18 protein-coding genes are annotated in these 20494 nt (G+C 69.0%); 10 read left to right on the top strand and 8 right to left on the bottom strand.

Annotation, left to right across the window (positions count from 1 at the left end):
* Positions 1-493 precede the first annotated feature (493 nt).
* Positions 494-1783: an adenylosuccinate synthase gene (locus C7I84_RS16885; protein WP_106773386.1), complete on the top strand. Its 1290-nt coding sequence runs from the start codon at positions 494-496 to the stop codon at positions 1781-1783.
* A gap of 69 nt (positions 1784-1852) precedes the next feature.
* Positions 1853-3676 carry a hypothetical protein gene (locus tag C7I84_RS16880; protein ID WP_106773385.1) on the top strand — a complete coding sequence of 608 codons (1824 nt, stop codon included), beginning with the start codon at positions 1853-1855 and terminating at the stop codon, positions 3674-3676.
* Between the two features lie 22 nt (positions 3677-3698).
* Here C7I84_RS16880 and C7I84_RS16875 read toward each other — a convergent pair whose 3' ends face one another.
* The 5 genes from C7I84_RS16875 to C7I84_RS16855 form a co-directional block, all read right to left on the bottom strand.
* Positions 3699-3998: a CcdB family protein gene (locus C7I84_RS16875; protein ID WP_106773384.1), complete on the bottom strand. Its 300-nt coding sequence runs from the start codon at positions 3996-3998 to the stop codon at positions 3699-3701.
* Positions 3998-4240, bottom strand: a complete 243-nt coding sequence (locus C7I84_RS16870; protein WP_106773479.1) for a type II toxin-antitoxin system CcdA family antitoxin — start codon at positions 4238-4240, stop codon at positions 3998-4000. Before C7I84_RS16870 ends, C7I84_RS16875 begins: the two co-directional genes overlap by 1 nt.
* Before the next feature lie 81 nt (positions 4241-4321).
* Positions 4322-5074: an HpcH/HpaI aldolase family protein gene (locus tag C7I84_RS16865; protein WP_165816106.1), complete on the bottom strand. Its 753-nt coding sequence runs from the start codon at positions 5072-5074 to the stop codon at positions 4322-4324.
* A 35-nt stretch (positions 5075-5109) separates the two neighbouring features.
* Entirely contained in the window at positions 5110-6204 is a 1095-nt protein-coding gene (locus tag C7I84_RS16860) for an LLM class flavin-dependent oxidoreductase (protein WP_106773382.1), read from the bottom strand.
* Positions 6201-6908: a GntR family transcriptional regulator gene (locus C7I84_RS16855; RefSeq protein ID WP_207771015.1), complete on the bottom strand. Its 708-nt coding sequence runs from the start codon at positions 6906-6908 to the stop codon at positions 6201-6203. Before C7I84_RS16855 ends, C7I84_RS16860 begins: the two co-directional genes overlap by 4 nt.
* Before the next feature lie 271 nt (positions 6909-7179).
* Here C7I84_RS16855 and C7I84_RS16850 point away from each other — a divergent pair, with 271 nt between their 5' ends.
* The 3 genes from C7I84_RS16850 to C7I84_RS16840 all read left to right on the top strand — a co-directional run bounded on the left by C7I84_RS16850 (position 7180) and on the right by C7I84_RS16840 (position 10099).
* Positions 7180-8394 (top strand): pyridoxal phosphate-dependent aminotransferase, encoded by a 1215-nt coding sequence (locus tag C7I84_RS16850; RefSeq protein ID WP_106773477.1) that lies wholly within the window; start codon positions 7180-7182, stop codon positions 8392-8394.
* Positions 8395-8464: 70 nt separating this feature from the next.
* Entirely contained in the window at positions 8465-9265 is an 801-nt protein-coding gene (locus C7I84_RS16845) for an ABC transporter substrate-binding protein (RefSeq protein ID WP_207771014.1), read from the top strand.
* 156 nt (positions 9266-9421) lie between these two features.
* Entirely contained in the window at positions 9422-10099 is a 678-nt protein-coding gene (locus C7I84_RS16840) for an amino acid ABC transporter permease (RefSeq protein WP_106773381.1), read from the top strand.
* Here C7I84_RS16840 and C7I84_RS16835 read toward each other — a convergent pair.
* From C7I84_RS16835 to C7I84_RS16825, 3 genes are read right to left on the bottom strand one after another with little or no spacing between them, the layout of a single operon-like run.
* Complete coding sequence (locus C7I84_RS16835) at positions 10086-12248, bottom strand: SpoIIE family protein phosphatase (RefSeq protein ID WP_106773380.1); 2163 nt, start codon at positions 12246-12248, stop codon at positions 10086-10088. The genes C7I84_RS16840 and C7I84_RS16835 overlap by 14 nt on opposite strands.
* Positions 12248-14104, bottom strand: coding sequence for a hypothetical protein (locus tag C7I84_RS16830; protein WP_106773379.1), 1857 nt, complete (start codon positions 14102-14104; stop codon positions 12248-12250). The genes C7I84_RS16835 and C7I84_RS16830 overlap by 1 nt, the downstream gene beginning before the upstream one ends.
* Positions 14094-14873 (bottom strand): hypothetical protein, encoded by a 780-nt coding sequence (locus C7I84_RS16825; RefSeq protein WP_106773378.1) that lies wholly within the window; start codon positions 14871-14873, stop codon positions 14094-14096. The genes C7I84_RS16830 and C7I84_RS16825 overlap by 11 nt, the downstream gene beginning before the upstream one ends.
* Before the next feature lie 184 nt (positions 14874-15057).
* Between C7I84_RS16825 and C7I84_RS16820 the strand changes: the two genes are divergently transcribed.
* The 5 genes from C7I84_RS16820 to C7I84_RS16805 are packed head-to-tail and all read left to right on the top strand — an operon-like array spanning position 15058 to position 20491.
* Complete coding sequence (locus C7I84_RS16820) at positions 15058-15660, top strand: hypothetical protein (RefSeq protein WP_133170108.1); 603 nt, start codon at positions 15058-15060, stop codon at positions 15658-15660.
* Positions 15657-17642, top strand: coding sequence for an MFS transporter (locus C7I84_RS16815; RefSeq protein WP_106773376.1), 1986 nt, complete (start codon positions 15657-15659; stop codon positions 17640-17642). The genes C7I84_RS16820 and C7I84_RS16815 overlap by 4 nt, the downstream gene beginning before the upstream one ends.
* Before the next feature lie 4 nt (positions 17643-17646).
* Positions 17647-18651 carry an ABC transporter substrate-binding protein gene (locus C7I84_RS16810; protein ID WP_165816105.1) on the top strand — a complete coding sequence of 335 codons (1005 nt, stop codon included), beginning with the start codon at positions 17647-17649 and terminating at the stop codon, positions 18649-18651.
* A gap of 47 nt (positions 18652-18698) precedes the next feature.
* Positions 18699-19355 carry a GNAT family N-acetyltransferase gene (locus C7I84_RS30045; RefSeq protein ID WP_165816104.1) on the top strand — a complete coding sequence of 219 codons (657 nt, stop codon included), beginning with the start codon at positions 18699-18701 and terminating at the stop codon, positions 19353-19355.
* The gene (locus tag C7I84_RS16805; RefSeq protein ID WP_165816103.1) at positions 19352-20491 is read left to right on the top strand and encodes an alanine racemase; all 1140 of its coding nucleotides are present in this window, start codon (positions 19352-19354) and stop codon (positions 20489-20491) included. Before C7I84_RS30045 ends, C7I84_RS16805 begins: the two co-directional genes overlap by 4 nt.
* The last annotated feature ends 3 nt before the right edge of the window (positions 20492-20494 follow it).

Below are 20494 nucleotides of genomic sequence, written 5' to 3'. Positions count from 1 at the left end.
GTTTGTAGCGTTCCAAATCGTTCCGGCGAGGCGGATCACGCCTCCTGCGGCCCGCCTTCGCCGCACTCGAGGGGATCCGACCTTCACGCCCTTGTGGGTAGAGAGGAAAGCTTTCGCCGGATGGCCGGGCAAGAAAGCCCGTGCACCCGCGATCATTGCTTTCCCGCCTACAAGTCCCCAAAGCAATAGATGCACAAAAAGCTAGCAGATGATCACTTAACCTACAACCTGTATTTGCGACTGAGGGCATTCGGCATGACAGACCGCAGCAATCTGGCCTGGCGCCCGTTCGGAGATCATCGCCTGCGGAACGGTCGGGGGATGCAAGCAGAACCGGTCTGCCGCCGATCGCAAACCATGCCATGCAAGAAAAAAATCTTCGCTCCCATGCCGCCGGGCCAACATCTACGGTCGCGCTCGCGCGCCCTTGCCGCTATAGAAGCGCCGGCGCCCGGCTTGCCGGACTGTCCCGACGCAGTAGAAGGAAAGTGAAATGGCCAATGTGGTGGTTGTCGGCTCGCAGTGGGGCGACGAGGGCAAGGGCAAGATCGTCGACTGGCTGGCCGACCGCGCCGACGTGGTCGTGCGCTTCCACGGCGGCCACAATGCCGGCCACACCCTGGTCATCGACGGCGTCAGCTACAAGCTCGCACTGCTCCCCTCCGGCCTGGTCCAGGGCAAGCTGTCGGTCATCGGCAACGGCGTGGTCGTCGATCCCCACCATTTCGTCGAGGAGGTGGAGAAGCTGCGCGGACAGGGCATCACCATCACGCCGGAAGTACTGCGCATCGCCGACAACGCGCCGCTGATCCTGTCGCTGCACCGCGAGCTCGACGGTTTCCGCGAGGACAGCAATTCGGGCCTGAAGATCGGCACGACGCGGCGCGGCATCGGCCCGGCCTATGAGGACAAGGTCGGTCGCCGCTCGATCCGGCTGGTCGACCTCGCCGATCCCGACACGCTGATGCCGAAGATCGAGCGGCTGCTCACGCATCACAACGCGCTGCGCCGCGGCCTTGGGCTGGCGGAGGTCGAGGCCGGAGCGATCCACCGGGAGCTGACCTCGATCGCCGACAAGATCCTGCCCTTCATGGACCAAGTCTGGCGCGTGCTCGACGAGAAGCGCCGCGCCGGCGCCCGCATCCTGTTCGAGGGCGCCCAGGGCGCGCTGCTCGACAACGACCACGGTACCTATCCCTTCGTCACCTCGTCGAACACGGTTGCGGGGCAGGCGGCGGCCGGCTCAGGCCTCGGGCCGACGGCGATCGGCTATGTGCTCGGCATCACCAAGGCCTACACTACGCGCGTCGGCGAGGGGCCGTTCCCCTGCGAGCTCGACGACGAGATCGGCCGCCACCTGGCGACGGTCGGCCGTGAGGTCGGCGTCAACACCGGCCGGCCGCGGCGCTGCGGCTGGTTCGACGCGGTGCTGGTGCGCCAGACGGTCAAGACCTCGGGCATCACCGGCATCGCGCTGACCAAGCTCGACGTGCTCGACGGCCTCAAGGAGATCAAGGTCTGCGTCGGCTACGAGCTGGACGGGCAGAGAATCGACTATCTGCCTGCCTCAATGCGGGCACAAGCCGCGGCTAAGCCGATCTACGAAACTCTCGAAGGGTGGTCGCAGACGACGGCCGGGGCGAGAAGCTGGGCCGAATTGCCGGCGCAGGCGGTGAAATATGTGCGGCATATCGAGGAATTGATCGGCGCACCGGTGGCGCTGCTCTCCACCAGCCCTGAACGGGACGACACGATACTTGTGACCGATCCGTTTCAAGACTAGTTTTGGCAACCCCCTAACCGACGTTTATCGAGACGCCCGCGAGAAACGGGATCACAGGTCGACACCAGAATGGCAGATTTCGTAGCGGTCCTGAAGAAGACGCTTGACGGTCTTTCCGACACCACCCCGCAGATGCGGGAGAAGGTCTATGAGAAGGCGCGCATCACCATCGCCAGCAAGCTGGCGACGATGAACCCGCCCTTGCCGGACGCCGTGATCGAGAAGCAGAAGCAGGCGCTCGAGGAAGCGATCGTCAAGGTCGAGGGCGAATACGCGCGAAAAGCGTCGGATCCGCTCGCCGAGCTCGAAAGCGTCTTCGCCTCGCTCAAGAACCCCGACGCGCGCGCCATGCTCAGGGAGCCCGCCAAGCCGGCACCGTCCGTGCAGCCCGCGCCGCCCGCGAAGCCGCCCGTGGTCGAGAAGCCGGCTCCGGCCGCACCGGCGCCAAAGCCCGCGCCGGAGGTGACCCCGGCCGCCAAGGTCCCGCCGGCCGAGACGAACGCGCCAGCCGAGAAGCCGGTGGCGACGGAGAAGAAACCGGCCGTCGATAAAGCGGCTCCCCCGCCTCCCCCGGTAGCAAAGGCCCCGATCGAGCCCGAGCCTGCTCCCGTGCCGCCGACCGAATGGTTCCGGCCGGACGACGGACCCGAGGACCAGCCTTTCGCCGATAGCCAGGCCGAGCCCGCCTATCCCAACGAGCAGGACAAACGCGAGACCATCGAGGAAGAGAGGCCGGAACGCCGGCGCGGCTATGGCCGGCTAGCGGCCGCCGCTGCCATCGTCGTGCTGCTCGCCGGCGGCGGATATGCAGCCTGGCAAAACCAGGACAGGGTTCGCGATCTCCTGGCCGGTGCGGGGATTCCGGGCTTTGCCCCGCCTTCGGGGGATACTGCTGCCGCGCCGCCGGCAGCGGACACCCCACCCGCCCCGGATGTCGCGGCGGTGGCGCCGCCCGCCGAGGAGCCGGACGAGGCCCCCGCCAGCCCGGCCCCGGCCGAGCCGGCCGCCAGGGGGCCCGAAAAGTTCACGCAACGGCTCAGCCCGGACGGCACGGAAACCGATCCCGGCCCTGCCGGCGGCGCTCCGGTGATCGGCGAGGGTACTTCCATCGCGGCTGTCACGCAGCCGTCCATTCCGGCTCCGGACACGGCGCAGCCTGCCGAACCTGATCAGGTTCCGCCGGCGCCTGACGCCGCGGCCACGCCGCCATCGGATTCGCCGGGCGCCGCGGCTACGCCGCCGGGTGAGCCGGGCACTCCGCCCGCATCCCCCGACACGGCCGCGCCGGCAACGCCCGCGCCATCGGCCGAGCCGGGCCAGTCGGCCGAGCAGGCGGTTCCGGTCGGCCAGCGGGCGATCTTCTACGAGGAGCGCACCAACGTCGCCGATGCGTCGGCCGAATCCGGTTCGATCGTCTGGTCGCTGGTGCAGGAATCGCCCGGCGGCGACCTGCCGCCGGAGCCGGCGATCCGGGCCGAGGCGACCATTCCCGGCAAGGACCTGCAGCTTCGCATGACCATCCGGCGCAATGCCGACCAGACGTTGCCGGCCAGCCATATCGTCGAGATGATCTTCCTGACGCCGCAGGGCTTCGAGGGCGGCAGCATCGACAACGTGCTGCGCCTGTCGCTGAAGGGATCGGAGCAGGAGGCCGGCAGCCCCCTGCTCGGCATCCCGGCCAAGATCGCCGACGGCTTCTTCCTGATCGCGCTCAACGACAGCAAGCCCGAGATCGAGGCGAACACCAACCTGCTTCGCACGCGCGCCTGGATCGACGTGCCGGTACAGTACAAGTCTGGCCGCCGCGCCCTGTTCACCATGGAGAAGGGCATTCCCGGCGCCAAGGTGTTCGACGAGGCGCTGAAAGCCTGGCAGGCGGCGAGCAGCGGCTGATCCGAGTTCTCCGCGCCACGGCTCAGAAGCCGTGGAAGAGCATCTCCAGCGCGCCTAGGATCTGCTCCTGGTGCGGCGACAGGCTGTGGTGGCGCGGCGTGAGTTCGCGCACCGGCACGGCCGAGAGCAGCTGCGTGGCCATCACATATTTGCGCCCGCCTATGTCGAAGACCGGATTGAGCTTGCGCACCGGAGTCGGCGTCTGCTCGGCCGGCAGCAAAGGCACGACGGCGCGCGTCGCCATCTGGTCGAGCAGGTCGGCCTGCACGTCCACGAGCAGGATTTCGCCGTCGACCAGCGAATAGAGATCGTAGCGAGCCATCAGAACTGCCGGTTCGTCGCCAGCGGGCGGCCGCTACGCTCGACATAGTCGTTCCACGCCTCGATCGACCGCCGGTTCTCGATCCGCCACAGCCGCGCCTTCTCCTCGCCGACCGCCCGGGCAATGCTTTCCTCGGCGACGCGCGAGATGTTGATGTCGAGGTTCTTTGCCTCGGCGACCAGCCGGGCGTCGAGCGACAGGTTGGTGGATTTGCGCTGGATGGAACGGTCCCCGGGCCGCATGGCGCTCTCCGTTTCAATGCGCATACGATATGCGCATGATTTTCGGATTGCAACGTGCTGGGCGATACGTGATCCGGCTGGTCACGCGCCGTTCGCGAAGCCGGCGGCGGCGCCGGCAAAGGCACCGCGCAGCGTGTCGACGTCATTGGCGAGGACGACCAGGCGATACCCCTCGTCGCGCCGCGCCGCCGCCTCGCGCAGGCCCGGCGTGAAGATGCCGCAAGGCAGTTTTGCATCGTCGCAAGCCGCCTTGACGCGGGCGCAGGCGGACTCGACCGCGTCCGCGCTTCCGTTGCGCGCCGCGTAGGAGATGCCCAGATCGCCGGTGCCGATCAGGATGTAGTCGAGGCCGGGAACCGCGGCGATCGCCTCGGCATCGTCGACGCCGGCCACAGTCTCGATCATGACGCCGACGGTGATCGCATCGGACCGGCTCATATAGTCGGCGAAGCCGGTCGAGAGTGGCCGCACGCCGCCGCCCGAGCGATGGCCGTGCGGGGGGAAGCGTGCGGCGGCGACTGCGCGGGCTGCCTCGGCGACGGTCTCCACCATCGGCACCAGCACGCCCTCCGCACCCGCATCCAGCGCCTCGGCGATCGCAGCGGTCGAATTCTCGCGGACGCGGGCGACGGCCGGCACCGCCGACAGGCCGATGGCCATTTCAAGGGAAAGCCGGTCCCACAGCCCGTGCTGCAGGTCGAGGACGACCGCATCGGCGCCGGCGCGCCCAGCCATCTCGGCGATGGGCGCATGGCCCAGCGCCAGCCAGATCACGCCGATCGTCTTGCCGGTGGCCAAATCCGCCTTGAACCGGCCCGACAGCAGTTTCGGCATCGGCATGGTCCTCCCGGTATGGTCGCCGCCGACCATCAGGTCAGCCTGAGGCCGGCCTGGCGCATCAGCGGCAGCACGCGGTCGCGGAAGAAAGGCAGCTCGGCGCTGTAATTGACGAAACTGAGCGCCGCGCCGGCATAGCCCTGCTCGGCGACGCGGATCAGGTCGTCGACGATGCGCTCGGGCGTGCCGACCAGCGGATAGGTGCCGGCGCCGCCGGCGAAACGCTGCCGGTATTGCACAAACGCCTTTTCGTCATGCGAATGCGCAAAATCCTTCTTTTTGCGCATGTGCTCGTCGACGGCGCCGTGGTCGGCTTCCTCCAGCGCATAGCGGCGGTAATAGTCTTCCGCCTCCTTCTGCGTCTCCCGGCACACCACGTGGCAGACCGTGTAGACGCCGACCTCCCGTCCCGCTTCCGCCGCACGGCCGCTAATGTCGAGCAGATGGCCGCGGCCCTCCTCGATCTCCGAGAAGGTGGAGAACAGGTAGTCGCAGTGGCGCGCGGCGAAGGCGCGGCCGGGCGCGCCGAAGGCGGCGTTCATCGTCACCGGACGCGGCGCCTGCAAGCTGGCCGGCCGGCTGACCACGCCCTTCAGGTCGTAGAATTCGCCGGCGAAGTCGAACGGCTCCTGCGCAGCATAGGCACGCTCGATGACGGTGATCCACTCCTCGGCCTGGTCGTAGGCGCGGCTGCCGACCGTCTGGCCGAACATGGCGAACTCGTCCGGGTTCCAGCCGCAGACGATGTTGAGGCCGGCGCGCCCGCCGGAGATGTGGTCGACCGTCGCCAGCGCCTTGGCCGCCTGCAAAGGGTGGACGAGCGGAACGTGCACGGTCATGAACAGCGCGATGTCCTTCGTCGCGGTCGCCAGGCCGGCCGCCCAGGTGAAGGTCTCGAACGACCATTCGCGCGCCCGCGTGACGCCGCCGAAGCCGCGCCAGCGGGCGATCGGCAGCAGGAACTCCAGCCCGGCGGCATCGGCGATGCGCGCCGCCTGGAGATTGTCCTCCCAGCGGGCCGCCCAGCGCTCGGACACCGTCGTCATGGCCAGTCCGCCATCGGCGTTCATGGAGAAGACGCCGAGCTTGAAGCGGTTCGGTCCCTTGAGCGGATGCGGCCTGATCAAGATGCCCGCTCCCGGTTGGCCGCCGCCTCTTCCGCCTCCAGGCTTTCGGTCAGCGCCACGAAACGCTCCTCGGCGGTTTCGATGAACCGGGTCATATGGTCGAAGGCGGCGATGGAATCGCGCCGCGCGAAGGCATCGTGGAGCCTGCGCATGCCGGCGACCACGACGGCCTGCGTCGGCAGATGCGCCAGCGTGGCCAGCCGCACCGTCTGCACATGGTCGGCGAAGCGGGCGATGGCCGAGGCGAGGCGGTCGTTGCGCACCGCCTCCAGCCAGCAGCGGCGGAAGCGCACATTGGCCTGGTAAAGCAACTCGGCGTCGCCCTCGGCGGCAGCCTTCTCGGCATCGTCCAGCGCGGCGGCGAGGCGCGCCATGCCGTCGGCGTCGATGTCGCGGGCGGCATGGGCGGCGGCGCGCGGCTCCAGGCAGCGGCGGACCTCGAAGATGTTGGCGACGTCGGTGGGCGTCAGGCGCGGCAGCATGAAGCCGCGCGTCGTCCCAACCAGATAGCCCTCGTGGGTGAGTTGCAGCAGCGCCTCGCGCACCGGCATGCGCGACACGCCGAGCCGCCCGGCGATGTCGACGTCGACCAGCTTTTCGTCGCGGCCGAGATCGCCGTGATGGATGCGGTCGCGGATCTCCTCATAGATGCGCGCCCGCAGGCTGCCGTTTCCAGCGCGCTGCAATCGGGTCATCGCGACCATCGGCGCCTCCAAGTTGTGTATACTGTTTCCGATCACAACCGGCGGGCTCTCGGCGAAACGAATCCTGCATTCATTTCCGAGATTGCCGATTTTCGTGCTTGTTCAGCTTTTATCCCGCGAAGGCCACGTCATTTCAAGCGGCCATCACGATAAATTTTAAGCTTGAACCGTATACTGTTATATGATTGTCTTTGACCTGCGCGGCGTCGATCGGCAGCGCACGCAATCCATGACGAGCAGCGCTCCGGCGCTATGGGAGGGCACCACCAGCATGGCTTCGAGCAGTCGGCGCGCATCGACCTATCCGGCCAATATCCGGCCCTTTCCGCCGCTCGAAGGCATCCGTCCGCAGATCCAGGATCTGCGCACCGAGAACATCGCCCAGCTCGCTGCCAAGGCACGGGCGCTCGGCGACGTCATTCCGCTCTGGTATGGCGAAGGCGACATGGTGACGCCGGCCTTCATCCGCGAGGCCGCGACCTCCGCGCTGGATGCCGGCAACACCTTCTACATTCCCAACATGCGCGGCATGGCCGGCCTCATCGAGGCGCTGTCGGCCTACCAGACAAGGATGCACGGCCGCCCGGTCGCTGTCGAGCGGACGACCGTGACGCCCGGCGGCATGCAGGCGCTGTTCCTGGCGATGGAGCTCCTGGTCGATACCGGCACCAACGTCGTCTATCTCGAGCCGCAATGGCCGAACATCCACAACACCATCCACCAGGTCGGCGGCGAGCCGCGGCCGGTGCCGCTCCGGTTCGACGGCGAATGGCGACTCGACCTCGACGCGCTGTTCGCCCGCTGCGACGCCCGCACCCGGGCGATCGCGTTCTCCAGCCCGTGTAACCCGACCGGCTGGACGGCGAGCCGGGAAGAGCTTCAGGCGCTGCTCGACTTCAGCCGGCGCACCGGCATATGGATCATCTCCGACGAGGTCTATGCACGGCTCTATTTCCATGGCGCGATCGCGCCCTCGATGCTGCAGATCGCCGAGGACGGCGACCGGGTGCTGACGGTCAACAGCTTCTCCAAGGCATGGGCGATGACCGGCTGGCGCGTCGGCTGGCTCACTCATCCGAGCGAGGTCGCCGATCAGCTCGCGGCGATGACGCAATATGCCAACAGCGGCACTGCCGGCTTCGTGCAGGCCGGCGCCGAGGCGGCGCTGCGCCGGGGGGAACCGCTGGTGGCGGAAATCCGCGACAAGGCAAGGCTGGGGCTGGACCTCGCCTACGAAGCGCTGGGAAAAATCCCGGGTGCCGTTCTGCCGGCCAAGCCGAAGGGTGGCATGTATGCCTTCTTCGCCTTCGAAGGCGAGACGGATTCGCGGGAAGCCTGCGCGCGCGTGCTGGAGAAGGCGCGCGTCGGGCTGTCGCCCGGCTATCTGTTCGGCGACGCCTCGCGCGCCTTCCTGCGCATGTGCGTGCTGCGCGACACCGGGGATATTCGCACAGCGCTCGACCGGATGGTCGAGGCGCTCGGATGACGACGGGCCCGCGTCCTGCCGGGCTCACCTCCGCGGCCCATGGGCGGCGGCAAAATTGGGGAACAAAGCAATGATACTCGATCGTCGTGGACTGTTCGGGGCGCTCGCCGCGCTCGCTTTCGGGCTGGGGCTGACATCGGCCGCGCATGCCGAGACGCTGGTCGTCGGCGCCTATCCGGCCAACCCACCATGGGAGAACAAGCTGGAGACCGGCGAATTCGAGGGTTTCGAGGTCGACCTGGTCAAGGAGATCGGCAAGCGCATCGGCGCCGAGGTGGAGTTCCAGGATCTCGGCTTCCAGGCGCTGTTCGCGGCGACCTCGTCCGGCCGCATCGACATGGCGATCTCTTCGATCAGCATCACCAACGACCGGCTGCAGAACCAGTCCTTCACGCAAGGGTACTACGACAGCGACATCTCGCTGATCGCCAAGTCGGACACGGCGCTGAAGACGCTGGCCGACATGAAGGGCAAGACGATCGGCGCCATCTCCGCCTCGGTCGGCGAGGCCTGGATCAAGGAGAACACCGAGAAATACGGCATCGCCGAGTATCGCGGCTACAACACCCAGCAGGAGCTGCTGCTCGACGTGCAGTCCGGACGTCTCGAAGGGGCGATCGGCGACATCGCCGGCTTCCAGTTCGCCTTCACCAAGATGCAAGGCATGAAGGTGGTCGAGCCGATCCCGACCGGCGACAAGTTCGCCATCATGATGAAGAAGGGCTCGCCGCTGCTGGAGCGCGTCAACACCGCCATCGACGAGATCAAGAAGGACGGCACCATGGCCGCCCTGCACAAGAAATGGCTGGGCGCCGAGGCGGGCGCCGACGCCTCGATCAACAAGGTCCTGCCGATCCCGCAGGCGCAGTAGGCGACCGCCTCTCCTCGAACGAACCGACCGTTCGGCGCCCGGACATCGATCCGGGCGCCAATCTCTTGCCGGCAGCCCCAAGGCTGCCGATGATGCCCGCGTGGCGCGCCAGCAGCGGCCGTCGCTCGGCTTACTTCAGTCCCGGGGACATGCGCGATGGACCTGTTCGCCACCTTCTTCAACTGGGACGTGCTCGTCCGCTCTTTCCCGATGCTGATGCGTGGCCTCGTCAACACGCTGCTGCTCGGCTGCGCCGCCATCGTCTTCGGCGGCATAGGCGGGCTGCTGATGTGCCTGATGCGCCTCTACGCGCCGAAGCCGCTGCGCCTCGCCGCGGTCGGCTTCATCGACATATTCCGGGCCATGCCGATCCTGGTGGTGCTGATCCTGATCTACTACGCCCTGCCCTTCGTCGGCATCCGCCTCTCCGCCTTCACCTCGGCGACGCTGGCGCTGTCGCTGGTGCTCGCCGCCTTCACCGCCGAAGTGTGCCGGGCCGGCATCGAGAGCGTGCCGAAAGGCCAGTTCGAGGCGGCCTCGGCGCTCGGCCTGCCGTTCTGGACCGCCATGCGCAAGGTGATCCTGCCGCAGGCGCTGCGCACCGTGGTGCCGCCGCTCACCAGCAATTGCGTGTCGATCTACAAGGACACGGCGCTCGCCTCGGTGGTCGCCATGCCGGATCTGCTGAAGCAGGCGACCGACGCGCAGGCGCTGATGGCCAATCCGTCGCCGCTGATCGGCGCGGCGCTGATCTATCTCGCCTTCCTGTGGCCGCTGGTGCGGCTGGTGAGCTACCTCGAGGAGCGCGGCAAGCGCCAGCTCACGGCGCGCTGACCGGGTCGCCGGAGACGGCGGCGAGGCGTTTCCTGCGCTGAGGCTGCGCCTGCTGTGGCGCGCCGGTGTAGCCGACCACCAGAAGGGTGATGTCGTCCGACTGGCTGCCGCCGGCCTCGAATGCCTTGACCGCCGCCAGCACGCCTTGCGCCACCGCGTCGGGCTCCGCCGGGCCGTCCAGCTTTTCGAGGCTGTGCAGCAGCCCCGTCTCGCCGAACGCCTCACCCTCGGCATTGAAGGCCTCGGTGACGCCGTCGGTATAGAGCACCAGCATCTCGCCGGGGGCGAGCTGGATCGAACGGCTGGTGAACTCGACGGATTCCAGCACGGCGACGGCGACGTCGCTGTCGGCCGGAAGCGGCTCGACCGTTCCGTCGGCGGCGATCCGCACCGGCGCGGCATGGCCGGCATTGACGAAGTCGACGCGGCCGCTTTTCGGATCGAACACGCCGAACACCAGCGTCACGAACATCATCTGGTCGTTGTCGACCGCCAGCAGGTCGTTGAGCTGGCGGATGCAGACGGCCGGGTCGTTCTCGAACAGCGCGATCGCCTTCAGCAGGGTGCGCGAGATCGCCATGAAGAAGGCAGCCGGCACGCCCTTGCCGGAGACGTCGGCGATGACGAAGACCAGACGACCGTCGCCGCGCTCGAAGAAGTCGTAGAAATCGCCGCCGACCTCGTTCGCCGACTGCATCAGCCCCTTCACCGCGAAGGTCGGGCGCGGCGGGAAATCCGCCGGCAGCACCGAGCGCTGCAGGTCGCGGGCGATGGCGAGCTCCTGCTGCAAGGTGGCGAGCTGCGTCTCGCGCACCAGCGCCTCGCGCAGCCGCGCCACCAGTTCCGACAGCCGGCGGTGCTGCTCGACGACGCGGCCCGACATCTGCTGCAGCACGGCGGCGATCGGGCCGAGTTGGTCGTCCTCGCGGATCAGCCGCGACATGGTGTCGGCCGCCTCGGTCGGTTCGGCGGCGCCCCTGGTTGCCGCAACGATACGGCCGAGGTCGCTCAGCACTTCGTCGCGGGCGCCAGGCTCCAGCGTCTCGGCCAGCGATTCCATCTGCCGGCGCACGAAACGCTCCTGGCGCCGCCGCTGCAGCTCGCGCTGCCGGCGGGAGTCGTTGAGGGCCACGAGATTGCGGCGCAGCTCGGTGATCGCCGCGGCGATCTGGCCGATCTCGTCGTTGCTGCGGCTGGTGAGCGCCACCGAGGTATCGCCGCGGGCGAGCGCGGCCAGCGTCGCCACGGCGCGGCGCAGCGGGTTGAAGCTGTGGCGCAGATAGAGATAGAGCCCGCCGACCGTGAGCACCGCGACGGCGGCCATGACGGCCAGCGTCAGCGTCGTCAGGCGGTCGAGCGCGCGCAGGCTCTCGGTCGCGTCCTGGGCGGCGACCAGCAGGCCGGCCGAGCCGGCCGACAGGTCTGCCAGCGGGATGGCGGTGACGGCATAGAGGCGGTCGTCGAGTGCCGCCTGCCGGACGGAGCCGACACGCTGCGGGAATGTCAGGGCGAGGTTTTGCCAGAGCTGCGGTTCCGTCCCCTCGACCAGCCGGCCGCGAGTGCTGAGAAGATAGCTTTCCGCTCCCATGGCGTCGGCGAAGCTGCGCAGCGGCCGCTCGACCGCCGCGCCGAGCGCCAGCACCGTCGTCTCGCCGTCCCAGTTCTGATAGGCCCGTGCCGCGACGATGCGGAAGTTCTCGGACGACACCTGGCGGATGCCGCTCGGCTCGGCGCCATCCAGGATGGCGCCGATGGTGCTGATGTCGAGCAGCCTGGGCGGCTCCGCCTGCACGGAGCTCGCGAACACGATCTGACCCTGCCGATCGAGGATCTGAAGGTCGGACAGCTCGCCCGAGGTCAGCCAGCCCTGGGTGCGGCCGAGCGCCATGCGCCGCAGCGCCGGGAGATCGCCCTTGTGCATCGCATCGGTGATGGCCGGATCACCGACGAACTGCTGCCGCAGCTCGACCAGTCGGCGCGTTTCGGTGACGAGGATCTCGCGCCACAGCGCCTCCTGGCCGGCGATGGCGATGCGCGTGTACGGGCGGGCGGCGATGGTCTCGCGCTGCTGTCCGATGAACGCCAGCAGGCCGAAGGCGACGACGAAGGCCAGCGACACGAACAGGGCGATGCGGGTGCTGAGCAGCATCAGGCGGCACCGGCCGTGGCCGGCCGGTGGCGGCCGGCGAGATTGACGGCGATGACGACCAGCGCCGCCGCGGCGGCGAGGTAGGCAAAAGGCAGCTCCGCATGGCGCAATGCGCCGATGAGGGCCAGGCCGCCGGCAACGCCCACGGCAATCGCGATCCAGGGACGGTTCGCAGCGTCGACGATTTGCTTGAACATCCCGCCTGCCGCGAGCCCCAGCAGTGCACAGGCTGCGAAGACGGAAACGCCCGGGTAAGGCACGGGCAGGTGGAGCACGGCAGCCGCGGCCAGCATCGCCGCCGCGCAGGCAAGCGGTGACAATGCCGGAGCGGCCAGGGCAGCGGCGGCGAGCAGCGCAATGGCGCCGCCGCCGCTCAGATAGTCGTCGAAACCGACGCCGATCGGCAGTTCGACCAGGATCATCGCGGCTGCCGGCAGGACGGCCATGCCCAGCAGGACGTCGCCGCGGCCGAAGCGCGATGCGGCACGGGCGGTCGCGCCGTTTTCCGATGCACCCATCCCGACCGCGATGAATGGCGCGGCGACGACGGTCACGATGCCGAGCAGCAGGAAGCCCGAGCGTCGGCCGATCGCCTCGCCATAGAGGCCGGCGAGCAGCGGCGCGGCGAACAGCGCGGCGAAGATCAGCAGCGTCGCAAGCTCGCGCGGCCGGATGTCGAGCCGGTAGCGACAGAGAAGCGCGGCGGCGACGAAGCCGGCCGAAAGGCCGGCGCCGCAGCGCAGCGCGATGAAGACGCCGTAGTCGCGGCACCAGTAGGTGGCGCCGACGCAGACGCCGAAGAGCAGCGCGAACGCGAGAAGCGCACCGCCATTGCGTCCGGCCCGGGTGGCGCCGGCCAGCGCGCCGAGGCAGGCGGCGGCGAGCTCGGCCAGGAGCGGCAGGACCGGCGCCCAGGCGGCGGCGATGCCTTCCGGCTCGCGGTCGATGGCGAAGTTGGCCACATAGGGGAAGGCGGCCGCATAGAGGCCGAACAGCAGCGCCAGGCGCCAGGCCACGCTGCTGCCTTGCGTGCGCGCCGACGCGTCGTCGTCCGTCTCCGGGAAGGCGTAGCGGCGGTCGATCGGCTGCAGGATCACGTCGACGCGGCGGCCGAGGCTGCCGTCGAAGTCGATGGCGCGGATGGTGGCGGCGGCCTCGACCAGGTTGCGCCGGGCCGCCCGGACGCCCTCGACGCACTGGGCAAGCGCGCGGGCGGCATCCGCCAGCGGTCCGCGATAGACGCCAGACGGCTGCACCGCGAAGATGCCGTCGGCGATGCCGCGCATGTCGGCCAGAAACCGGCGCTGCGCCGGCTCCTGGTGCAGCCGGGTGACGAAGGCGACGAGCCCGCCGGCGACGGCTCCGGCCAACAGCGCGGTGGCGGCGAGCGCGATCCATACCCGCCGCATCGCACGATCGATCAGCGGCGTCTCCGGCGCGACCACGAGCGTCGCCCGCGTGCCGCCCGCCGAAATGGGAAAGCGCGTGCCTTCCGTCCCCTGCATGGTCGAGGAGATCGTCCGGCCGTCGGCGTCGAGCAACGCCATGCCCTCCACCTGCGGCGAGTTTTCGGCGATGCGCCGCAGGTAGGGCTCGACGCCGGGCAGCTCCGCAAGCGGAATGCCGAGCGCCAGAGCATGCGCGAACTGCCCGGCGACGGCCTGGCCGACAGCCGCGGCGCCGGTGCGGGTCGCCTGCTCCAAGGTCGGCGCGCTGCGATGAAGGCCCGCCTGCAGGAACAGATATCCGCCGAGGCCGACCACGAGGGCCACGACCATGCCTATCAGCAGCACCGGCAGCCAGGACGGCATCGGATCCGAGACATGCGGTTCGTGTACTGCGGCGTCAGGCGGCATGGCGCTCTTCGCTTTCGTCGACCTTCAGCACGTCGGCTGTGGCGCGATCGAAATCGTCGGTCGCCTGGCGGACCGACGCCAGGACACGGTCGGCTTCCGTGGCGAGATCGGCGGGCAAGGCGCGGTTCGGCGGCTGCTGGGCGTCGCCGAGCCGTTCGGCCAGGCGGGCGAAGCCGCGCCCGCTGTAGCGGGCGAGCGCCATCGCCACGGCAAGCACGGCGAGCAGGGCGAGAGGCACCACCACCGCCGCCTGCCTGGCGAGGCCGGCCAGCACCGATTCGGCATGCTCGCCGCGCGCCTCGCCCGAGACCGTCACGGCCAGATAACCCACCGGCTCGCCGAAATCGTTGCGGATGACCTGGCCGACGACGATGCTGCCCGGCTCCTCGACGCGCCAGCGCTCGTTCGCGACCCGGAAGCGCACGGCGTTCTGCCAGACCGGCGGGATGGGCTCGCCGATGCTGCCGCGGTCGGTGTTGAACAGCGACACGCCGTCCGGCGAGAACACCTCGACGGCGAGCACCTGCGCGTCGGCCACCTTGGCCCGCTCGATCAGATCCTGCACGACGCGGATGTCGGCAAGCGGCAGGCCGAGGCCGACATTGGCCTCGACGGTGTCGCCGAGCTGCGTCAGCAGGAAGTCGACATTGGCCTCGGCCGTGCGCAGGCTGAGGCGGTCGAGGCTGCCGAAGACCAGTGCCGCGCATAGCGCCAGCCCGGCGCAGGTCGCGCCGAGAATGGCCAGGATGATCCGCGAACTTGGCGCCATGGCGGATTTTCTAGTGAATCGGAGCAGACCGTGACAACGGTATTCGACGGATTCATCCCTGTCATCCTGCAAAACCTACCGGTTAGCATAACACTCTGCTAATCTCGCCGTGCTTCAATGACATGTCTGCTTCAATTATCCTGCGATGTTTCGGCTAGCCATCCGCACCTTACCGGTTTTCGCCGTGATCATTGGCTTCGCCATGTTCCTGGCCGCCTACATGAATTTCAGCGGCGTGCGCTCCGCCTATCTCGACCTCATCCGCTCGCGCATGGCGATGGTCGCCGAAAGCATAGGCACCGACGTCTCCACCGCGCATGCGCTCGGCATCCGGCTGACCGAGCAGACGACGCTGCCCGGCCTGTTGGCGCGGCAGGCGGCGAGCGACCCGCTGACGCTCTCCATCGACGTGCTCTCGGAAGACGGCACCGTGGTCTTCAGCAGCGATGCCGGTCGGGTCGGTGTGCCTGACCGTGCCGGCGACGATCCAGGCGCGTTCCGGGACGAGCGCCGGCTCGTCAACGATTTCGGCGCCCCCGTCGGCGCCGTGCTGGTGCGCCTCGACCGCGGCACGATCGACGGCACGATCGACGGGCTGCGCCGCGACATCCTCAACGGCGCGATCCCCGCCGGCATCGGCGCGGTGATCGCCGGCAGCCTCGCCTGCCTGCTGCTTCTCACCGGCCTGCACCGGCGCGCCCGGCGCTCGGCCACGGGGGCCGGCGACGACCCGATCGCGCATGCCGCAACCGAGATGGAGCGTCTCGGCCTGGACGCACGGCCATGAGCAGCCTCCGCGTCCGACTTTCGGCGGCGGTGCTTGCGGTGCTGGTCGCCGCGCTGGTGGTGCTGTCCTTCCAGACCGTGAACCGCGCCGAGGTGATCCTCGAGCCGGAGCTCAAGCGCAAGGCGCTCACCGTAGCCGGTTCGACCGCGTCGCTGATCGGTCGGGCGCTGGAGCTCGGCATCCCGCTCGATCGCCTGCAGGGCCTCGACGGTTATCTGCAGCGCATCCTGGAAGCCAACCCGGACCTCTCCTTCATCGCGGTCCGCGGCGCGGACGGCGCCGTGCTCTACGGGACGCAGGCCGTGCAGGGTAACGGCACGGCGGCCGTTACCGAGGTGCCGACGGTCACCATGGCGATCGGCGGCGGCGGCTCGCAGGTGCTCGCGGTCGGCCTCGACCCGGCCTATGCCCGGCAGGTGGTCTCGACACTGTGGATCGATCTCGCCATCGTCATGTTCGTCACCGCCGTGATCGCCCTCGAGCTCGTCTATGTCGGCTTCGGGGCCGGGCTCTATGGCGCCATCGAAGGCATAGAGAGCCGGCTGAAGACGATCCGCAAGGGCGACCTGCGCCTGCATCCGGCCGTGGAGGCCGGCAGCGAGTTCGGCGGCTTCGCGCGCGCCCTCGACGAGCGGCTCGGCCGGCTGCACGAGACCTATGCGGCGCTGCGCAGGCGTGTCAACGAACGCAGCGACCAGGTCGCGCAGCAGGCACTCGACCTTCTGCGCGGCCGCTTCGGCCTCGGCGAGGGCGTGATCGCCGCGCCGGCGCAGGTGGTGGCGGTGCGCGCCCCGCTGTTCGTGTTCATGCTGGCCGAGGAGCTGACCCGGCCGTTCCTGCCCGTCTACATCAAGACGCTCGCCACGCCGGTGCCGGGCCTGTCGCCGGAGCTGGTGGTCAGCCTGCCGATGATGGCCTTCCTCATCGTGGTGGCGCTGGCGCAGCCGCTGCTCGGCGCGCTCACCGAGCGTGTCGGCCGCCGCCACTGCCTGATGGCGGGGGCGGCGCTCGGGCTCGCCGGTTATTGCGCCTCGGCGGTGGTCGGCGACCTCATCGGCCTCACGCTCGCCCGCGTCGTCTCGGCGCTCGGCTTCGCGCTGGTGTTCGTCAGCGCCCAGGGCTTCGTCATCGACGCCACCGACGTGCGGCAGCGCTCGAGCGGCATGGCGATGTTCATCAGCGCCATCCTCGTCGCCGGCCTGTGCGGGCCGCCGATCGGCGGCATCCTGGCCGACCGCATCGGCATTCCCGGCACCTTCCTGGTGGCCGGCCTGTTCTGCGCCTGCAGCCTGCTGCTCGCCTTCCTGTGCATGCCGGCGTCCTCCGCCCGCAGGATGCAGGGGCCGGCGATCCGCTGGCGCGATTTCGGCCGGATCGTCTCGTCGCTGCCGCTGGCGGCGTTGTTCTTCCTGTGCGCCATGCCGGCGAAGATCATCCTGGTCGCCTTCTGCTTCTTCCTGGTGCCGCTGCAGATGGAGGCGCTCGGCGCCACCCAGGCGACGACCGGGCGGATGCTGATGATCTATCCGATCGCCATGGTGCTGCTGGTCCCGTTCTTCGCCTCGCTTGCCGACCGCTGGAACATGCGGGCGCAGTTCGTCGCGGCCGGCGGGCTGATCGCCGGGCTCAGCGCCTTCGTCGTCCTGTTCGGCGGCGACGAGACGCTGCCGATCGCCGCCATGCTGCTTGGCCTCGGGCTCGGACAGGCGATCAGCATCGCGCCGCTCTCCGGCCTCGTCGGCGAGCTCGGCCGCGACCTGCCGCGGGATATCAGCGAGAGCACGATCTATGGCATATTCCGCCTGGTCGAGCGCACCGGCAATGCGCTTGGGCCCCTGGTCGCCGGCGTCCTGCTCGGCGCCTACGGGTTCTCGACCACGGTCATGATCATCGGCGCTGCGATGGCGGTTTGCGCGCTGACCTTCCTGGCCACCATCGGCCTGATGCGCACGACCAAACTCGAACTGCCGGCAGGGGGTTGAGATGATGCGACGGCGGACGTTCCTGGGAGCCACGGCGGCAGGTATCGCCGGCATGGTCGCGCCGGCATTCGCCGCGCAGGACAAGCCGTTCCGCATCTACCGTGTCACCTATCGCGGCCGCACCGAGGTCGAGGACGGCTTCGACGACTACCTTGCCAGCAACGGCATCGCGGTGGAGTTCATCGAGCGCGACGCCGACCGCGGCGCGGCAAAACTCTCCGGCTTCGTCGAGGAGATCCGCGACCTGAAGCCAGACCTGGTCTACACTTGGGGCACGCCGGTGACGCTCGGCATCGCCGGACGCTACGACGCCGAGGACAAGCAGAACTTCATCACCGACATCCCGATCGTCTTCGCGCTGGTCGCCGCGCCGCTCAATGCCAAGCTGGTGGCCGACCGCGCCGTCCCGGGGCGCAACCTGACCGGTGCGGTGCATGTCGTGCCGACGGATACCCAGCTCAGGGCGATGCATTCCTACCGGCCGATCGAGCGGCTGGGCGTGCTCTACTCCTCGACGGAGCAGAATTCGCTATCCATCGTCGGGGAGCTGCAGGCGCTGCGCGAGCCGATGGGCTTTTCGCTGGTCGAGCGGCAGTTCCGGCTGGGCGCCGACGGGCGGCCGTCGCCGGACGGGATCGAGGAGCTGGTCGGCGAGATCGCCGGGGACGGCGCCAATTGGCTGTATCTGCTGCCCGACACCTTCCTCGGCACGCAATACGACCGGGTGACGCCGGCGGCGATGGCGGCGCGCCTGCCGACCTTCGGCGCCGCCGAGCTGGCGATCCGCCAGGGCGGCGCGCTGGTGGCGCTGATCAGCCGCTATTATTCGGTCGGACAGCTCGCTGCCTCCAAGGCGGCAAAGATCCTGCGCAAGGAGGTTCCGGTCGAACAGATCCCGATCGAAACGCTGAAGCGCTTCTCGCTGATCATCAATATGCCGGTGGCGAAGAAGCTCGATCTCTATCCGCCGATCGAGATGCTGAACTATGCGGAAGTGCTGACGGGCTAACCGCTTTCTGGACGGGGGCGTCCTCCATGGTCGAGGCAAAGGCCGCAATGGCCGCAGCAGAGGGGTATGCCGAGCTTTCGGCATCCGACCTGGACGACGTCTATGCGCTGCATCTCGCGGCGACAGCCGCCGTCGGCCGGCCCGACCTGATCAAGCCGGAGTCGCACGATTTCTTCAGGGGCATCCTGGAAGGCGGCGGCCGCATCACCGGCTTCTTCCAAGACGGTAGATTGGTAGGTTACGGCGTCCTGCAGACGGAGCTGCCGCCGTCGGAGGATGCTCGGCTGCTGATCGGTCTTTCCGCCGGCGACAGCCTCGCCAAGCTGGCCGGCGCCGGGGTGCTGCCCGAAGCCTGGGGAGCGGGCATCCACGACGCGCTGATCGACATCCGCGTCGAGCAGGCGCGCCGCGCCGGGATCGGCCATCTCTATGCCACCGCGGCACCCGGCAATGCGCGCAGCTGGGCTAACCTGGTCGACGCCGGATTTTCCGTGCGCCTGCTGTTCGAGAAGTATGGCGGCCACCTGCGCTATCTGCTTCATCGCGACCTGGGCAGGCCTGCGGCACCCGCCGGCGAGGGCGTATGGTGCGCGGCGGGCGACACGCAACGGCAGCGCGAACTGCTGGACGCCGGCTTGACTGGTCTGCGCTGGCGCCGCGGCGGCGACGGCGCTCGCGAGCTCTTCTACGGGAGGCCGGCATGACCGGCGTGGTCTCCCTCGCCAAGCGCCGGCAGGCGGGCACATCGCTCCCGGACAACGCGCCGGTGCTGCGCGTCGATCTCGCGGCCATCGGCGCCAACTATCTCGAGATGCGCCGCCGCTATCGCGGCCAGGTGCTGTCGGCCGTCGTCAAGTCGGATGCCTACGGCACCGGGCTGGAGCCGGTGGTTCGAACGCTCGCCGCGGTGGGCTGCCGGGCTTTCTGGACGAGCGACCTGGAGGAGGCCGTGCGCCTCCGGCCGATCGCGCCGGAAGCAACCGCCTACACGCTGATGGGGCTCGGCAACGACCATGTCCGCGACTTCGAGGCTTCGGGCGTGGTGCCGGCGCTCGCCAGCATGGAGGACGTCGAGCAGTGCGCGCGCCACGCCGTGCGCGCCGGGAAGAAGCTCGCCGTGGCGATCCAGATCGACACCGGTCTCGGCCGGCTCGGTCTCGGCGAGGACGAGCTCGCCTGGCTGGCCGGGCGGCCGGATATGCTGGAGGGTCTGGACATCCGCCTTTGGGTCACCCAGCTCGCCGCCTACAATTTTCCGGGCGATCCCGGAAATGCCGAGCAGCGCCGCCGGCTGCTTGCCTGGATCGCGCGCCTGCCGCGAGCGCCGGTAAGCCTCGCCGCCTCCTCCGGCGTCTACATGGGCGAGGACTGGCATTTCGACATGGCCCGCGTCGGCAGCGCGCTGTACGGCGTGCAGACATCGGCTGCCTGGCAGGACGGGCTCAAGCCCTGCTACGAGCTCAGCGCCCCGCTGATCCGGGTCGCCGACTATCCGGCCGGCGCACGGCTCGGCTATCGCGGCGTCACGCAACTGACGCGGCCTTCGCGCATCGCCACCGCGGTGATCGGCTACGCCAACGGCCTGCCGCAGCGTTTTGCCGAGTCCGGCACGGCGCGGCTGGGCGACTTTACGGTTCCGCTGGTCGGCGGCATCGCCATGAACCTCACCATGCTCGACCTCACCGACCTGCCGGCCGGCATGCCGCTCGCCGGCCAGCGGGCGGTCTTGCTCGATGCCGCCCAGCCGATCGAGACGGTGGCGGAGCAGCTGGGCTGCGCGCCCAACGTGTTGCTGACGCAGATCGGCGCCGGCACGCGCAAGGCTTATGTCGAGGAATAGCGT

The sequence above is a fragment of the Kumtagia ephedrae genome (assembly GCF_003012745.1).
GTDB lineage: Bacteria > Pseudomonadota > Alphaproteobacteria > Rhizobiales > Rhizobiaceae > Kumtagia > Kumtagia ephedrae.
The sequence above is the reverse complement of the archived record's forward strand: the minus strand, read 5'-3'. Positions and strand labels throughout refer to the sequence as shown.

What these genes read in the sequence shown, in the direction of transcription:
- C7I84_RS16875 (WP_106773384.1), bottom strand. Translation starts at nt 3,998, where the DNA reads ATGGCTCGCTACGATCTCTATTCGCTGGTCGACGGCGAAATCCTGCTC.
- C7I84_RS16845 (WP_207771014.1), top strand. Translation starts at nt 8,465, where the DNA reads ATGATACTCGATCGTCGTGGACTGTTCGGGGCGCTCGCCGCGCTCGCT.
- C7I84_RS16805 (WP_165816103.1), top strand. Translation starts at nt 19,352, where the DNA reads ATGACCGGCGTGGTCTCCCTCGCCAAGCGCCGGCAGGCGGGCACATCG.
- C7I84_RS16815 (WP_106773376.1), top strand. Translation starts at nt 15,657, where the DNA reads ATGAGCAGCCTCCGCGTCCGACTTTCGGCGGCGGTGCTTGCGGTGCTG.
- C7I84_RS30045 (WP_165816104.1), top strand. Translation starts at nt 18,699, where the DNA reads ATGGCCGCAGCAGAGGGGTATGCCGAGCTTTCGGCATCCGACCTGGAC.
- C7I84_RS16810 (WP_165816105.1), top strand. Translation starts at nt 17,647, where the DNA reads ATGCGACGGCGGACGTTCCTGGGAGCCACGGCGGCAGGTATCGCCGGC.
- C7I84_RS16850 (WP_106773477.1), top strand. Translation starts at nt 7,180, where the DNA reads ATGGCTTCGAGCAGTCGGCGCGCATCGACCTATCCGGCCAATATCCGG.
- C7I84_RS16880 (WP_106773385.1), top strand. Translation starts at nt 1,853, where the DNA reads ATGGCAGATTTCGTAGCGGTCCTGAAGAAGACGCTTGACGGTCTTTCC.
- C7I84_RS16870 (WP_106773479.1), bottom strand. Translation starts at nt 4,240, where the DNA reads ATGCGGCCCGGGGACCGTTCCATCCAGCGCAAATCCACCAACCTGTCG.
- C7I84_RS16865 (WP_165816106.1), bottom strand. Translation starts at nt 5,074, where the DNA reads ATGCCGAAACTGCTGTCGGGCCGGTTCAAGGCGGATTTGGCCACCGGC.
- C7I84_RS16855 (WP_207771015.1), bottom strand. Translation starts at nt 6,908, where the DNA reads ATGGTCGCGATGACCCGATTGCAGCGCGCTGGAAACGGCAGCCTGCGG.
- C7I84_RS16830 (WP_106773379.1), bottom strand. Translation starts at nt 14,104, where the DNA reads ATGCCGCCTGACGCCGCAGTACACGAACCGCATGTCTCGGATCCGATG.
- C7I84_RS16825 (WP_106773378.1), bottom strand. Translation starts at nt 14,873, where the DNA reads ATGGCGCCAAGTTCGCGGATCATCCTGGCCATTCTCGGCGCGACCTGC.
- C7I84_RS16835 (WP_106773380.1), bottom strand. Translation starts at nt 12,248, where the DNA reads ATGCTGCTCAGCACCCGCATCGCCCTGTTCGTGTCGCTGGCCTTCGTC.
- C7I84_RS16885 (WP_106773386.1), top strand. Translation starts at nt 494, where the DNA reads ATGGCCAATGTGGTGGTTGTCGGCTCGCAGTGGGGCGACGAGGGCAAG.
- C7I84_RS16840 (WP_106773381.1), top strand. Translation starts at nt 9,422, where the DNA reads ATGGACCTGTTCGCCACCTTCTTCAACTGGGACGTGCTCGTCCGCTCT.